This window comes from uncultured Campylobacter sp. (assembly GCF_938045595.1).
In the GTDB taxonomy this organism is placed as follows: domain Bacteria; phylum Campylobacterota; class Campylobacteria; order Campylobacterales; family Campylobacteraceae; genus Campylobacter_B.
Window position 1 is genome coordinate 1 of sequence record NZ_CALIBB010000116.1, and the last position, 14,974, is coordinate 14,974.

Sequence of the window (14,974 nt, forward strand, 5' to 3'; positions counted from 1 at the left end):
TTTCCAAATATATCTTACTCGCGATTATAACTTTAATCTTGGCTGCTTCTGGCTTATTCGTATTATTTAGAATCTTTAAACGAGATTATTCGGTAAAATTTCGGCGCGCTTTTAAAGAGCACTATCTAATGCCCTATTTTAAGGCGTTCGGCTATCGATATGAAATTTCAGGCGATATCGATCCCGCCAAACTCAAGCTCTCCGGGCTCTTTTTTCGACTAGACAGATACCTAGGCGGCAACGACAGGGTCTCGGGCGTTTATGACGGCGTGAGGTTTGCATTTTGCGATGTGAAATTGTTTAATAGAATTTTGGAAAGTGAAATCCTCGGCACCTTTTTCTACGCGGAATTTCACAAACGCATAAGCTCCAAAACCCTGATCTTCCCCGCTTGCGCCGGCGCGCCGAACACCCTCGGGCTAAAAAAGATCGATATGGACGATGCGGAGTTTAACGCCGCCTTCGCCGTGTATTGCGAGGATGCGGCGGGCGCGATGTATATCCTGACGCCTGCCTTTATGCGGAGGCTCTTGTGCTTCGCAGGCGCCGTGGCCGCGCCCGTTAGCCTTAGCTTCGCAGATAGCAAAATTTATATTTTCGTAAATACGGGGCGCGACAATTTCGAGCCCGACATAGACGAAAGCGTGCTGCGCCGCGACCCTGCCGCGCAGCTCAAGCGCGAGCTTTCGCACTTTTTGGCGATCGTAAAAAACCTAAAACTAAACGAAAGAATTTGGAGCTAGCGGACGGCTCGCCGCAGCTTTGTGTGTCACAGCCTCGCGCACTATAGCTTCACACGCCGTGCTGCGGCTCCACATGCTACAGCTCTGCGCGCCTTAAAATTTGAAATTTTAAAATTCTGCTTTTTTGATTTCGTACTTTGAAATTTTAAGGCGCGTAAAATTCCGTGCGTTTTGAAATTTAAAATTTTAATCCACGCCGAGGAATTCTGCACCGCAAAATTTAAAATTCTGAAATCAAAATTCCGCGCCCTGAAATTCTACGCTTTAAAATTTATAATTTTAAAATTTTGTAGCCAAAATTTTAAAAGATTAAAATTTGAAATTTTGCCGCACCTTGAAATTTATAACCTCAAAGTCTTTAAATTTAACGCAACCGCCAAGCGTAGCAGCACCTATCAAAGCCCCTGCGCGCTAGAGGGCGCGACTAACTCCTCTATAATTTTACCGGGCTCGCAATGAGTTATTTTGCTCTCTATTGTAAATTTTTCGCCGTCAAATTTAAAGTATTGGTATTCATCGACGAGCTCGCCGTCAGGGTATTTGTCGCTAGATTTTACCTTAAGAGCGCCCAACGTGCCGTTTTCAAAGGTCAAAAACGTTCTTTTAGTGTATTTATTCTTTATCTCGTCGCTGCCGTCTAAATATGAGAAAAAATCATATTCTATGCCGAAGCGAGCGGAGTCATGCGGCGGTGGCACCAAAGAGCTCATCTTAGAGCAGTCGCAATCTCCGCCGCATGAGCGGACGTAATGAAATATATTCGCCAGTTTTATACCCGCTTCGCTTGCTTCTACCGCCCAAAGCTCATCGCTTGTGAGTTTGCTAGAGCCCTTTGATACTCCGTAAACTAGATATAAATTTTCTTTAACTTTAAAAACTTTTATCACTCGATCGCCGCCCCATGCGGTACCGACTGCCCAATCGCCGCAGGCGCAATCCCGCCTACCGCTAAGGACGCATTCTTGCACCTGTTGCGTATTTTTGCCAGTAAAATCCTTAATGAAATTTCGCCCGCCGTTTGCGTATTGATACGCTACGTAGTTAGCGCCCATCGTGCCGCCGGTGCTGATATCTACCGAATACGCCCGAAACTTGCCGTCCTGCGAGATCGCCATATTCGGCGCGAACCTCAAGGATTTTAAAATTTGCGGAGCGCTCTCGCCCGCGCTTTGCAAAAACTCCATAAACGCAGCCCTTAACCTAACGATGCTCTCGCAGGGCGTCCCATCGGGGCGATGCCTAGCTTCGTCGATTTCTTTCAGCGCCATGCTTAAATTTGCGATTAAAATTTCTAGACTTTGGTCTTTTTGAGTGCTGTTTGCGCTTCCCGCCAAAGCGGGCGCCGCCTCAGCGAACATGAAATTTAATAAGCACAAAAACGAGATTAAAATTTTCAAGCCGCGTCCTTTAAATCTTTGATTTTCGCTAGATTATAGCGCAAATTTACGCCGCGCGAGATTTGGATTTAGAATTTGCGCCCTCAATTTAAAACCCGAATCCGCTCGCTGCGGAATTCTGCGAAATTTAGAAATTTGAAATTCCTTGAAGTTGCAAAATTCCGCGAGGCTGCCGTTTGAAATTCGCCTTTCAAAGCATAAGGCTAAGCAGCAGCAAAAATCCGATGAAGCTTAGGGCGTTGCCGAAGGAGCCGCCGATGTGATCGCCGAGCTGCGTCAGCACGAGCGCGCCGCCTAGACGCAGACCTATTTGTAGCGCCACGCTTGCGATAAAATCCGCTACGCGCCGAAGTCCGCTGCGCGTATCGCCTAGCTTCATGCCGCGGCTTTGGTTCCACAGTCCGCTTACGCGGTAGTCCTTGTAGCGGGCGCGGAGAATATCGCCGTTTTGCAGCTCAAAGCTCTGCGAAGCGTCCTTCGCCTTGGCGGGTGCCGCGGCTTTGGCAGAGCTGGCGGAATTTATAGAATTTGCTGCGTTGGCAGAATTTACAGAGCTTGTGGAATTCGCTGATCTCGCAAAATTCTTGATGCTCGCAGAATTTGTAGAATTTTCTGCGTCTAAATTCTTAAATTTCGCAGAATTTTTGCCGTCCGCAAGCTCCGCTAAATTTTGATCTGTGAGTATCCCGTCGGAAACGATCTGCAGCTTGCTATCGCCCGATAAATATAGCCCGTCCAGCGCGAAGCCATAGTAATAAACGTCGCCGCTTTGCAGTACGCGTACGCCGCTAGCATAGCCCTCCGCTTCGCCGCTTCGCTTGGGCTCTTTGGAGTGCGCGAGAGCCGCAAATATGCGTCCGAACTTCGCGGCGCGCCAGTCTCTTCGCATAAACTTGAAGCTGCAATACGCAAAAGGCGCGAGGACGGGCAGGGCTATCGCCACCGCAGGATCGTTCTTTTCAAAAATAAAGATTATGCAGTAGATGCTCATCGCGGCTGGCGCTACGCCGAAGGCTGCGAATATCGCGGCGAGTGCCGTGCTGCCGGCGTCCTTCCAGCGCTGCGCGCCTAGGCTTAGATTAACGAAATCTAGCGGAGAGAGGGCGAGGTTCGCCTGGGCGCCGTGCTCCTCGCGGGTAGAATTTAAAGAGAGGAAGCCGCTTAAGTCTTTACAATTTAAATTCGAAGCATAAAACTTCGTATCGGCGCTCGCCTGCTCGTTAAGGTCTTCGCGGATTAGACCCAAAGCGACGGAATTTATACCGCTGCGATCTTTGCCCACTAAATCAGATATCGCAGAATTTTGGCGCACGCTTGCCGCGGTATCGCTATGTGCATCGCAGTCTAAATTTGCGGCAGTGGAATTTCCGCTGTTTGGAACTTCGCAGCTAGGGCGCAGCACGGAATTGACGCCGCTTAAAGCGCTGCGGCTGGAATTTAAGCCCCTCAAAGCCTCGCGGGCGGAATTTGAGCTCGAAGCCTCATATATCACCGCCAGCTCGTCGCCCTCGCATATCGGCAGATAAAGTCCGTCGCGCCTTAAGTCCAAAATTCCCGCAAAGCGCAAGCGCTCCAGCGTAAAGCTAAATTTCGCCGTGTCTGCAGCCGCGAGCTCTAGCTTTAAATCCCTGACCGTGCCGCGAGCAAGCTTTATACGTCGCGGCGAAAGAAATTTAAAAAACCCCATGAGCGCCTTTCAGATCTCGCAAAATTCCGTCCCGCCTACTTTGCTGTGGATTTTTTGCGGATCTGGATATTGATGAGCTCAACAAGCAGTGAAAACGCCATCGAGAAGTAGATATAGCCCTTAGGTATATGAAAGCCCAGCCCATCAGCGATCAGCGAGACGCCCACCAAAATCAAAAACGCAAGCGCTAAAATTTTGATCGTCGGGTTTGCGTCCACGAAGCGCGCGATCGCGCCGCTAGCGAGCATCATCACGCCCACGGCGATGATGACTGCGAGGATCATCACGGGCAGGTGCTGCGCCATGCCCACGGCGGTGATGACGCTGTCGAGCGAAAAGATGATGTCCAAAACGGCGATCTGCACGAGCGTGCCGCCGAAGCTTGCCTTGCCGCTGCTAGCGCTGCGCTCGTGTGCCTCGCCCGTGGCGCTGGAGTGGATCTCGAGCGTGGATTTGACGAGCAGAAATAATCCACCGCCGATCAGCACGAGATCGCGTCCGCTAAAATCGCGCGCAAGCACGCTAAATAGCGGCTTGGTTAGCCCCATGATCCAGCTTAGGCTAAGAAGCAGCAGTATGCGCGTAAACATCGCAAGCGCAAGCCCCATTATACGGGCGCGTCCGCGCTGCGCCTCAGGCAGGCGGCCGCACAAAATCGCGATAAAGATGATATTGTCGATGCCAAGCACGATCTCAAGCCCCGTGAGCGTCGCCAGGCTGATCCATGCCTCGGGTGAGGCGATCCATTCAAACATCGGTTTCCTTTGGGTGAAAATTTAAGCCGTGATGATAGCGAAAGTTTGGTTAAAATTTCTAAATTTTACCGCCTTCGTGCGCGAAACAGCGCGTGGAATTTCGTAGATTAAGAGCGTAGAATTTTGACGGCAGAATTTTAAAATTTAGGCACTAAATTTATACATTTTTAAGCAGGGGGGGGTAGCATTATTTTTTAGAAAATTCACTTCAAGGAGTTAAAGATGAAATATGTGCTAAGCGCCGTGCTTGCGGCATTGTTTTTAGCAGGATGCGGCGAGGATGAGGTAGAGCTCGTGAAAAACTACACTTTGCCTGATTTCAAGTCGATGAGTATCGGCACGGCGATCGAGGGCTCGAAAATCTGCAAAAGTGTCACCTGGAGCAAAGAGGAAAACGGCGGATTAAAGACGGTCAAAATGGTCTGCGACGCGGATATGGAGAAAGTACTGGCAAATATTATAGAATCAAATAAAAAGCGCGAGCAAGATATGCTAGATTCGATTTTAGATAGTGCTATGGCTTTTTATGGGGGTAAAACCTATGATAAGCAAGGTCTGCTTAAGCTAGCGAACGAGCATTGCAAAATAAACGATACAAAATTTCAAGAAATGCTTAAGAGTAAAGGGGAAATAGATTATGGCGATCAAAAAATGCTAGTTGATTGTGACGATAAGCTAAAAGATGAAATACTAAAGCCTGGCGATTCTAGAATTGCCGCGAACTCTATGAGCGACATTATAAAATTTTTGAAAGAAGCCGCTTATTTGTCGCAACTAACGCCCGAACAAGAAAAAGCGCAGCTAGGAAAAGCGGCAAAGCTATCATCCTCCACGATTGAGTTAAATTTTGTAGTAAATACCGACAATAGCGTAAGTCTGTCTAATAAATTCAAATTTACCCAAGACGGCAAAGAAGATTCCAATAATAGAATAAGCTCAAAAAAGATTCTTGCAGGCTTCTACGAAAGATAAAAAGACTCGTTGCTCGCGGCTAAATTTTATAAAATTTTAAAATTTAGCCGCTTTTTTATATCAAAATCTCATTTAAAATTTTACGCACAGTTTTAAATTTAAAGCGCAATGCCTTCTCGTCGTGAAGGCTAAATTTAATTTAGCTTTATTGCGGCGCGCGGATAAGCGAGCGAGCCGAGCTTGCGGTTTTAGATAAAATTTCAACCTTATACGGGCCCTTACGAGATATGAAAGCGCGGTTAAAATTCCTGCAAGCAGCGCAAGAGTAGACTATAGCCGCGCGTGGGGCGGGAGGTGCGGTTAAAATTCTGACGAGCTAGCCAAAAAGTAGATTCCGCCCACCAAAACTAGCGATTTGCCGCAACGACCGAAATCGATGGTTTGCCTTCAAGTATGAGTTTCAGCGCCGTTTGCCAACGGAATATCAATCGAAATCAGCGCACTTCGTCTTCGGATATTAGTTTTGTACCGTCCAAAATATCAACCGAAATCGGCGGTTTTTTTCTTGCTGATCAAGCAAGCTTGCTGCCGCGTTAATCAAACAGCGAGGGTTGCAGCGATTTGATCTTGTAGCTCGCACGGTGAAAAGGCGTGAGCCCGTACTGCTCGATCGCCGCGATGTGCGCACGCGAGCCGTAGCCTTTGTTTTGCGCGAAGCCGTATTGCGGGTAGCGCTGCGCGAGCTCATACATCGTGCGGTCGCGCGTGACTTTGGCGAGGATGCTTGCCGCGCTTACTTCAGCGATTTGCGCGTCGGCCTTTACGAGCGTCTGAAGTCCGCGTACGCCGAAGGTTGCGTTGCCGTCGTAGATGATCTGTCCGCTAAAACCCATAAAATACGCGATAATCTGCTCAAGCGCCGATCTTAGACATGCGCTGAGTCCGATCTCATCGACCTGTGCGCTTGAAATTTCGACGATTTTGTAGCGCGAGTTTTTGGTGATTACGGCGTAGAGCTCCTCGCGGCGCTTTTCGCTTAGTTTTTTACTATCGGCAAGGCCTGCGATTTCGCGCTGTAGCACGCAGCCCGCGACGCAAAGCGGCCCCGCAAGACAGCCGCGCCCCGCCTCGTCGATGCCGCAAATCTGCCCGCTCACTGCGCGTCCTTTCGCACGACGGGCACGGCTCCGCTTAGCAGGTCGTGTAAATTTAATCTATCTTTGCGAAAAAAGCAGATCAAAAGCCCGATGACGCTAAAGCCTGCAAACACGAAGCACGCAAAGCGAGCTAGCGCCCTAAAAAAGCTTACTTTGCGCCCGCTGCGAACATCGATGAGGTAAAGCCCCGCGAGCTTGTAGCCTGGCGTCTGGGCGCTGCGGGCGTAAAATGCCGCGCAAATCGCGCCGTAAGCAAGCCAGATAAGCGCGATCGCGGCTTGGTTGCGCCACAGAGCTTCTTTCGAGCCCAAGATGAGATAGGTAACGCCGTAGAATAGGGGCATCGCGATGATGAAAAGATCGACGATGAAGGCCTTTATGCGCAGAAAAATCGGTGAAATTTTAGCTTTTTGTTTTGCCATTTTGATCCGTTTTAGATTAAATTTTAAAATTCCGTCGCGCTAAATTTAGAGCCTAGAGGATAAAATTTAATCTCGTTGCGGTTTGTTAGCAGCAAATCGACGCCTAGTTTCCGCGACTGCCGGGCTTGATCGCCTTGCTTCCGGTAGCACAAAGCGGGCAGGTTGCGGGCTCGTAAATTTCAAACTCGAAATTGCCTAGCGCAAAAAACGGCTTATCCGCGGGCAGCTTGGCGCCAGCCTTAGCGACGCTGCCCGCTAAATTTGCGACCTTGCAAAATCCGCGATTGGCAAGCGCGGCAAAGCCCACGACCTCGCCGCCGAGGTTTTCGATGAGCCTCGCGCTTTCAAGAGCAGAGCCACCCGTAGTGATGATGTCTTCGCAGACGATAAATCTCTCGCCCTTATGCACTTCAAAGCCGCGGCGCAGGCTCATCACGCGATCTACGCGCTCGGTAAAGATGAAGCGCTTTTTCGCCGCGCGAGCTAGCTCGTAGCCCGCTAAAATTCCGCCCAGCGCGGGCGAGCAGACGCTATCAAACTCTACGCCCGCTTTTTCGATTATTGCGGCGAGCTCGTCTGCGAGCCGTCCCGCGAGCTGCGGATCCTCAAGTACTTTGGCGCTTTGCAGATAGAATTCCGAATGGTTGCCGCTTGAAAGCAGAAAATGCCCCTGCAGATATGCACCGCAGTCGCGATAGATTTTTTCTATATTCACAGCTCAAACCTTCAAAAGCTCGGCTTCTTTGGCCTTAACTGCGTCGTCGATTTTACTTGAGTAAGAGTCGGTGATCTTTTGTACCTCGTCGTAGCCCTTTTTGGCGTCGTCTTCGGAGATCGCTTTGTCTTTTTCGAGCTTTTTGATTTCGTCGTTAGCGTCTTTGCGGACGTTGCGAATGCCGATTTTGGCCTTCTCGCCCATTGCTTTTGCTTTTTTAGCGTTTTCTTGGCGTTGCTCGACCGTCATCGGCGGGAAAAATAGCTTTACGCTCTCGCCGTCGTTAGTCGGATTGACGCCGATATTCGCCGCTGCGATCGCGCTTTCGATCGCCTTTAGCATCGGCTTTTCCCACGGCGTGATCGAAATCGTTACCGCATCGGTCGAAAGGACGGTCGCGACCTGATTTAGCGGAGTTTGCGAGCCGTAATAATCCACGAAAATATGATCTAGGATCGCCACGCTCACTTTACCGGTGCGTAGAGTCGTAAAATCCCTTTTCAAAGCCTCGATAGCTCGATCGCCGTTTGCTCTTTGCTCTTTGTAGATAGCTTCTAGCATTCAAATCCTTTAAATAAAATTTGCGAAATTATAGCGTTAAAAAAATAAGAATAGTATTTAAAAGCGCGGATTTTGCGCTTTTAAATTTTAAAATTTAGAGTTTATTTGGTTGTGTTTTGATCTGCGGAAGCAGCGCTAGCATTGGTATCGCTTGATGCTTGCGACTGGGCAGGCGCGCTAGCTGTGGTAGTGTCGGTCGCAGGAGCTGCTGGCGCTTCGATTTTTGTATCCGTCGCATTGCTCTCGCCGCTAATTATGGAATTTGACTCGGTGCTTGCCGGAGCGAAATTAGGCTTTGTGCCGGAATTAGGAATGGACGGCACGCCAGGGACAGCGTTTGGCACGGATTTAGTAGCATTTGCTTCGATCTTTACGCGATCGACTACGGAAGATTTAGCATCTTGCTGATAGAAATATGCGAGCACAAGTGTATTTATCACGAATAAAATTCCCATCGCGGCGGTAAATTTAGCCAAAAATCCCGCCGGACCCTTCGCACCAAATAAGCTTTCGTTGCTTCCGCTGTATGCGCCAAGCCCGATAGAAGAGCTCTTTTGCAGCAGGACGGAGATCGTAATTATCACGGCGAAGACGACCTGTAAAACCAAAAATAATGTAGTCACTATAAAAACCTTTTGAAAAAATTGAATTCGCGATTATAATAAAAGATTTATAAATTTTAAGTTAAGAGTGCACCGCACGAAGCGGTGCGTAAAATTTAGTCTCTGCTTGCGCCGAAAATTCTTAGCAACGAAAGGAAGAGGTTGTAGATGTTTAGATACATATCTACGGCAGCCATTATCGGTGAAGTGTAGGTGCCGTTTATAATATTTTTAGTATCGTAGATGATATACATCGAAAAGATTAAAGCCGAAAAAGCTGAAATCGCTATATCAAGCACGGTGCTTTTGAAAAAGAAGTAGTTCAAAAGGCTTAGCACGATAATAGCCACAAGCGATACCAATAGCGGTTTGCCCCAAGAGTCGAAATTTGTCTTTGTATTCATCGCATAAACGGTAAGAGCACCGAAAGTAATCGCCGTAGCCACAAACGCATGTGTTACCACATCTCCGGCACCCGCTGCGATATAAATAGCGATCAATTTACCTAGAGTAAGACCGGTAATAAAGGTAAATGCAAAAAGCAAAACCAGCGCGATCGTGTTGGCGCCGCGATTTACGGCTGCTTGCATACCGAAGATCAGCCCCATTAAAACTACCAGATATAAAATCGGATGAAGAGCCAAGCTCACGCCGAAACTCATCGCCACAAAAGCCCCTGCCGCCGCAGCTATCATCGAAGCGGTTAGAAGCGCGTAGGTTTGTTTAATGGTCTGAGAGATTCGTCCTTGTTCCAGTGATGCGTCCGATAGTTCATAGCCGTCCGCGTAATTTCGTCTGTCGTATAGACTCATATTTTTCTCCTTCTTTTGATTTATGAGCGGGGAGTTTAGCGAAAATTTGGTAAATATATAATTAAAAATTCGCAGAATTCTATCTATTTATGAAAGTAATATATAATTCCCGACTTTTTTAAGGAGAAAGTATGCCCAGCCAGTTAATAAATGGAGCTATTAAATTTATGGAAGAAAATTTTGCCGAGCATGCCGAGCTTTTCGGGAGTCTGGCAAATCATCAAAAGCCCCACACGCTTTTTATCGGCTGCTCCGACTCGCGCGTGGTGCCAAGCCTAATTACTTCGACGCTTCCAGGAGAGCTTTTCGTCGTGCGAAATATCGCAAACGTCGTTCCTCCATACCGCATTAGCGAGGAATTTTTAGCGACTACCTCAGCGATTGAATACGCGCTATATTCGCTAAATATCAAAAATATCATCGTTTGCGGGCACAGCAACTGCGGGGGCTGCGCGGCGCTGTTTTATGACGCAAAAAAGCTTGAAAAAATTCCAAACGTAAGGCGCTGGCTAAATTTAATGCAGCCTGTAAAAGACGAGGTCGAAAAGCTCAAAGATCTCGGCGCCGATAAGCGCGAGTGGATCACCGAGCGGCTAAATATTATAAATTCCATGCAAAATTTACTTAGCTTTCCTGGCATCAAAGACGCCTATAAAAACGGCGAGATTAAAATTTACGGCTGGCACTACGTCATCGAAACGGGCGAGCTATTCAACTACGACGACGAAGGCGCGCATTTTACGCTATTAAATAAGGGAATGGATTATGAAAAAATCTATAATCAGCTTTTTAACGATTAGTCTTTTTAGCGCCGCTTTAGCGTTTGCAGACCTCAACACGACCGGTGAGGGAAGCTTTGTAGAGACGAATTCTTCTACTCCAGAGGCAAATCTTACTTTAGAAAACAACAAAACCGAGATCAAAAAGGAAGTCGCTAAAATCTTATCCAAATCTCTTGGTGCGGAGGATGGCAATAAAACTGAAGTAATAAATATGATCGCAGAAAAGGTCGCTAAAACGGAGACTTCGCAGAAAAAAGCTCCTAATGGAGAGACGCTTATCTCTGTAATCAAAGAGATTAAAAAGCTAAATTTGCAGCGTAGCTCCCTGCTTAACGGCGGCGACGCCAACGCGAGCAAAAACGAACTGGACGCCATCGATCGCAATAAAGCTAAGCTCTTTGATCGCTTACCTTTCGCGATTACACAGCAGGATATGGATATCGAAAGCATAATGTCGTATGCGCAAAATAAAAAGAACATCCAAACTACGCTAAAAAAATACGCCAAAAAGCAGAGCTCTCCCGAATACGTAAATGCAAGCGCAGATTTAGAAAAAATGGAAATGGCAGAGATCTTTTATACCTCGCTTATGAAAATTGAGGATATGTTTGTAAACGGCGCAAGCAGAAGCGCGCTTGAAAGCGAGCTAAGTAGCACGCTACTAAATATCCAAACTAGGGATTTTAGCAAACTTAATGATTTGAAAAATAATCTAAGCAGTCAAGAGCAGATAGACGCCTTAGAGTCTAAAATCAACGATTTGAAAAACGACAAGCAGACCTACGACGAGGTACTTACGTATCTATCGCGAAATAGCGATCTACTCGCAAGCAGCGTGGTTTTTACGAGCTTAAATTTTAAGTCGGTGATCGATTATATCAACGATAAAATTCCGTTTCAGCTCAGCCACGTAAATTTCGGCAAGCTCATTCTAATCACGCTGATTACGCTATTTTTCTACTCGCTTCGCAGGCTACTTGCCAACATCATCTATTTCGTGTTTAAATTCTTCAATAAAAGCTTTTCACTAGATAGCGAAACTCTAAAAACGCAAGTAGTGGGCATTATCAAGCGTCCGATGGGTATTTTGCTGATTGCTTATTCGGTCGATATCTGTCTTAGTATCTTTTATTATCCAGCGCCCGTGCCGATAAAATTTGCAAATTTATTCTCGATCGTTTACGTGGTGCTTTGGGCATGGCTCATCATCGAAATCATCGATGGTTACGGTATTGTCGTGCTTGGAAACATCACAAAAAAAGGCGTCAGAAAAGACATCATAAATCTAGTCGTTAAAATTCTATACGTCATCGTAATCATCATCGCCGCACTTTTGGTGCTAAAGCGTCTAGGCTTTGACATCTCGGCGCTTATGGCATCGCTTGGAATCGGCGGACTTGCGATCGCGTTTGCGACCAAGGACATCATCGCAAATTTCTTCTCATCCGTGATGCTATTATTTGATAATTCATTCTCGCAAGGAGACTGGGTCGTATTAGGCGACATAGAAGGAAACGTCGTAGAAACGGGCTTTAGAAAGACGACGATCAGGACCTTTGATAACGCTCTTGTTTTTGTGCCGAATTCCAACATAATGGCGCAAAATATCAAAAACTGGAGCCGCAGGAAGGTAGGACGGAATTTAAAGCTTACCGTGGGCGTCGAATACGGCGCGAGCACGGCTCAACTGCGAAAGTGCGTAAACGACATCAAAGAAATGCTAAAATCTCACCCGGGCATCGCTCAATCTGCAGATACGGCATTAAATTCCAAAGATTTTCGTATGCGCTATAGGCAAAACATGGTCTCTATCGACGATTTAGCGGGCTATAAAAGCACTATGTTTGTGGCGCTAGATAGCTTTGGCGATTCGTCTATTAATATTTTAGTTTACTGCTTCACAAAAACCGTAATATGGGCAAATTTTATTCAAACCAAAGAGGATGTTTTATTTAAAATAATGGAGATCGTGGAGCAAAACGGACTATCGTTTGCCTTCCCATCGCAGAGCGTTTATATCGAAAATATCCCGGAAATAGCAAGCGAATGCGTAAAATCAAAAGTAAATTCCAACGACAAAGGAGAGCAAAATGGCTGATTTCGATGACTTCGAAGACGAAGAGTTCGATGAGGACGAATACGAGGACGATGATCTAATCGGAGGCGACGAGAGTTACAACTACAACTACGACGAGGATGATTACAGCTACGAAGACGACGACGGTTTTAACGATTATAGCGATTTGGACAGCGAGGATTATTAGTGTTTAGATCCAGGGCGCTGCCTTTTGATCCGCGCACGAATAAAATCGCGAGCTTGCAGAGTTTGAAATTTCACCACGGCGGGCTTTGCGAGGACTACGTCTCTGCTCTAAATCGGGACATTGCGGATACGCCGATACAAAACGCGGATCTTTTTACGATCATCACGCAGTCGTTCAAAGAGGCGCGCGACGAGGAGTGCAATTTTTCGCAAATTTCAAAGCTTTATAAAATTTGCCTAGGTTTTAGCCGTATTTTTAACAACGCCTCTGAAATTTACAACCACGATTTTTACTTCGACTGTATCGCGCAGCCAAGTGAGCCTAGCGGCGAGCTCGCGGACGCTTTAACGCAGGCTTTCGGCGGGATAGAAAATTTTAAAAGCGAGTTTTTAAAGCGCGCGCTGGGGCTTTTCGGCAGCGGCTGGTGCTGGCTCGTGTGCGACGAGCGTGGCGCAAATTTAGAAATTATCACGACGCAAAACGCAGATACGCCGATCGCACGCGGCAAAATTCCGCTTTTAGCCTGCGATCTTTGGGAGCACGCCTACTACATAGATTATCAAAATGCGCGCAAATCCTACGTGGAGAATTTCTTGCATTTTGCGGATTTCGGCTTCGCAAGCGACGCCTATTCGTGGGTGAAAGAGCAAGGGCTTGGCTCCGTGAAGCTCTACATCGGCGAGCTTCATCCAGCCGCATCTTCGCGCTGCGATTGCGGCTGCTGCGGATAGATTTGGTTTTGTTACACAGCTTCGAGCGCTGCGGATTTTCGGCTCTCTATGACCCCCGCGCGCTAAATTTCAAATGGCTACGTCTTTCAATGCCCCTATTTTGCCGCACGAATACTGCACTATACGGCCTGTAGTGCTCTGAGAGCGCTCCCGGCTTGCCGCGCTCTAAATTTACGCAAATTTGATTTTGAACCCATTTGGCGTCTGCGGATTAAAATTTAAGATTTTTAATTTGAAGTTTGTTTGACTATAGTTCACCGCTCGTTACGCGCCAAATTCCAAATGCTTCTCCTTTTCAGCGCTTATATCTTGTGCGCAAATACCGCGTTACACAGACCTTATGTGAGATTTCGCTTTATCTAGCTCTGCTTTCTTAAAATTTCCACTGCCCGCGTATTGAAATTTAACGCTACGAGCGAGCATCTTGCAAAATTTTAAAGTTGCAATAAGCCCATGAAATTTTCATACTGAAATAAGCAGCGCATTCTTTGCTTCCGTAATTATATAGAGAGGCACTCTCTACCTCCCTGCCTTGTTCACCCATGCCCTATTCGTAAAATTTTGTTTAGTAAAGCGGTCGGCAAATTTTAAAATATCAGCCAGATAAAATTTGCCGCGCCAAAGACAAGGTTGCGGTGAATTTGAATTTGGGCCTGAATAGCACGACTTGCGAACTGCGGGCTAAATTTAACTCAATTTGATCGCCAAATTTTACTCTTTCGGCGGTTGAAATTTCAGTGCCATTTCGGCTTGAAATTTCGCTTTAAATTTTAAAAATTTGCACCGCGCTAAAGCTGCTCGTTACGTGGAAAAGACAAGCCGCATCGAAAAGCTAAGATATACCGCGTCGGGCGATACCTGCGTGTTATGTGTTTCAAAATACAGCGCAGAATTTTCCGCATCGACTAAAATCGTGCAGCTGGCTGCGCTGCACGAGACCTAGTTAATTAAAGCGTCGAGCCGTATTCGTGCGCCGCATAAAGGCGCTCGGCGTAGAATTTTACTCGCTCAAACGCAGCACGTCGCTTCACAAATACAAAGCCGCATCATTTAAAGGCGGCACTTGATGGCGCGGTATGTATAGCCGAAAACAGATGCTCAAGGCCACGCTCGCTTAAAATTTAAAGCTGCACTTCAAAAATAAAGCCATGCTCACTCGAAGCGCAAAGCCTCGTCTCTTTAAAGTGCGGAGCCGCGTCCTAATCAAATGTTAGAGACGTGAAGCAGAGATCAATCGAAACGCGAAGTCGTGTCTATTTAAAGTATAGAGCTACGCCTAATAAAATTAAAAACCACGCTAGCTCGAGAGGTAAAGCTAAATTTATTTAAAACGTGAAGCCTACGCTTCAAAACGCAAAATCTCGCTCGCTTAAAGCACGAAGCCGTGGGCACTGAAAATGCAAACCCGCGTCGTTAAAACGCAAAACCGCGCCT

At 47.0% G+C, this 14,974-nt stretch carries 16 protein-coding genes; 7 read left to right on the plus strand and 9 right to left on the minus strand.

The window, feature by feature from the left end; genetic code table 11:
- On the plus strand, positions 1 to 743 hold a 743-nt coding region (locus Q0340_RS04700; protein WP_298082373.1), incomplete at its 5' end, for a DUF3137 domain-containing protein.
- 395 nt (positions 744 to 1,138) lie between these two features.
- On the opposite strand, the gene Q0340_RS04705 is transcribed toward Q0340_RS04700, so the two are convergent.
- The 3 genes from Q0340_RS04705 to Q0340_RS04715 form a co-directional block, all read right to left on the minus strand.
- Complete coding sequence (locus tag Q0340_RS04705; protein WP_298082374.1) at positions 1,139 to 2,140, minus strand: hypothetical protein; 1,002 nt, start codon at positions 2,138 to 2,140, stop codon at positions 1,139 to 1,141.
- Positions 2,141 to 2,330: 190 nt separating this feature from the next.
- Positions 2,331 to 3,827, minus strand: coding sequence for a hypothetical protein (locus Q0340_RS04710; protein WP_298082375.1), 1,497 nt, complete (start codon positions 3,825 to 3,827; stop codon positions 2,331 to 2,333).
- Positions 3,828 to 3,862: 35 nt separating this feature from the next.
- A complete protein-coding gene (locus Q0340_RS04715; protein ID WP_298082376.1) occupies positions 3,863 to 4,582 on the minus strand; it encodes a TerC family protein in 720 nt (239 codons plus the stop codon).
- A gap of 222 nt (positions 4,583 to 4,804) precedes the next feature.
- On the opposite strand from Q0340_RS04715, the gene Q0340_RS04720 reads away from it, so the two are divergent.
- The gene (locus Q0340_RS04720; protein ID WP_298082377.1) at positions 4,805 to 5,554 is read left to right on the plus strand and encodes a hypothetical protein; all 750 of its coding nucleotides are present in this window, start codon (positions 4,805 to 4,807) and stop codon (positions 5,552 to 5,554) included.
- 533 nt (positions 5,555 to 6,087) lie between these two features.
- Here Q0340_RS04720 and Q0340_RS04725 read toward each other — a convergent pair.
- From Q0340_RS04725 to Q0340_RS04750, 6 genes are all read right to left on the minus strand, one after another.
- On the minus strand, positions 6,088 to 6,651 hold the full coding sequence (locus Q0340_RS04725) for a ribonuclease HII (protein ID WP_298082378.1): 564 nt from the start codon (positions 6,649 to 6,651) through the stop codon (positions 6,088 to 6,090).
- Entirely contained in the window at positions 6,648 to 7,073 is a 426-nt protein-coding gene (locus Q0340_RS04730; RefSeq protein WP_298082379.1) for an RDD family protein, read from the minus strand. The genes Q0340_RS04725 and Q0340_RS04730 overlap by 4 nt, the downstream gene beginning before the upstream one ends.
- Before the next feature lie 103 nt (positions 7,074 to 7,176).
- On the minus strand, positions 7,177 to 7,788 hold the full coding sequence (gene pyrE, locus Q0340_RS04735; protein WP_298082380.1) for an orotate phosphoribosyltransferase: 612 nt from the start codon (positions 7,786 to 7,788) through the stop codon (positions 7,177 to 7,179).
- A gap of 3 nt (positions 7,789 to 7,791) precedes the next feature.
- Positions 7,792 to 8,349 carry a ribosome recycling factor gene (gene frr, locus Q0340_RS04740; protein ID WP_298082381.1) on the minus strand — a complete coding sequence of 186 codons (558 nt, stop codon included), beginning with the start codon at positions 8,347 to 8,349 and terminating at the stop codon, positions 7,792 to 7,794.
- Positions 8,350 to 8,450: 101 nt separating this feature from the next.
- Positions 8,451 to 8,972, minus strand: a complete 522-nt coding sequence (gene secG, locus Q0340_RS04745; RefSeq protein ID WP_298082382.1) for a preprotein translocase subunit SecG — start codon at positions 8,970 to 8,972, stop codon at positions 8,451 to 8,453.
- A gap of 95 nt (positions 8,973 to 9,067) precedes the next feature.
- A complete protein-coding gene (locus Q0340_RS04750) occupies positions 9,068 to 9,763 on the minus strand; it encodes a Bax inhibitor-1/YccA family protein (protein WP_297880079.1) in 696 nt (231 codons plus the stop codon).
- 131 nt (positions 9,764 to 9,894) lie between these two features.
- Between Q0340_RS04750 and Q0340_RS04755 the strand changes: the two genes are divergently transcribed.
- The 5 genes from Q0340_RS04755 (at position 9,895) to Q0340_RS04775 (ending at position 14,483) form a co-directional block, all read left to right on the plus strand.
- The gene (locus Q0340_RS04755; RefSeq protein WP_297943776.1) at positions 9,895 to 10,563 is read left to right on the plus strand and encodes a carbonic anhydrase; all 669 of its coding nucleotides are present in this window, start codon (positions 9,895 to 9,897) and stop codon (positions 10,561 to 10,563) included.
- On the plus strand, positions 10,529 to 12,643 hold the full coding sequence (locus Q0340_RS04760; RefSeq protein WP_298082383.1) for a mechanosensitive ion channel family protein: 2,115 nt from the start codon (positions 10,529 to 10,531) through the stop codon (positions 12,641 to 12,643). The genes Q0340_RS04755 and Q0340_RS04760 overlap by 35 nt, the downstream gene beginning before the upstream one ends.
- On the plus strand, positions 12,636 to 12,809 hold the full coding sequence (locus Q0340_RS04765) for a hypothetical protein (protein ID WP_005870938.1): 174 nt from the start codon (positions 12,636 to 12,638) through the stop codon (positions 12,807 to 12,809). The genes Q0340_RS04760 and Q0340_RS04765 overlap by 8 nt, the downstream gene beginning before the upstream one ends.
- Positions 12,809 to 13,540, plus strand: coding sequence for a superoxide dismutase (locus Q0340_RS04770; protein ID WP_298082384.1), 732 nt, complete (start codon positions 12,809 to 12,811; stop codon positions 13,538 to 13,540). Before Q0340_RS04765 ends, Q0340_RS04770 begins: the two co-directional genes overlap by 1 nt.
- Positions 13,541 to 14,345: 805 nt before the next feature.
- Positions 14,346 to 14,483 (plus strand): hypothetical protein, encoded by a 138-nt coding sequence (locus Q0340_RS04775; protein WP_297880075.1) that lies wholly within the window; start codon positions 14,346 to 14,348, stop codon positions 14,481 to 14,483.
- Positions 14,484 to 14,974 lie beyond the last annotated feature (491 nt).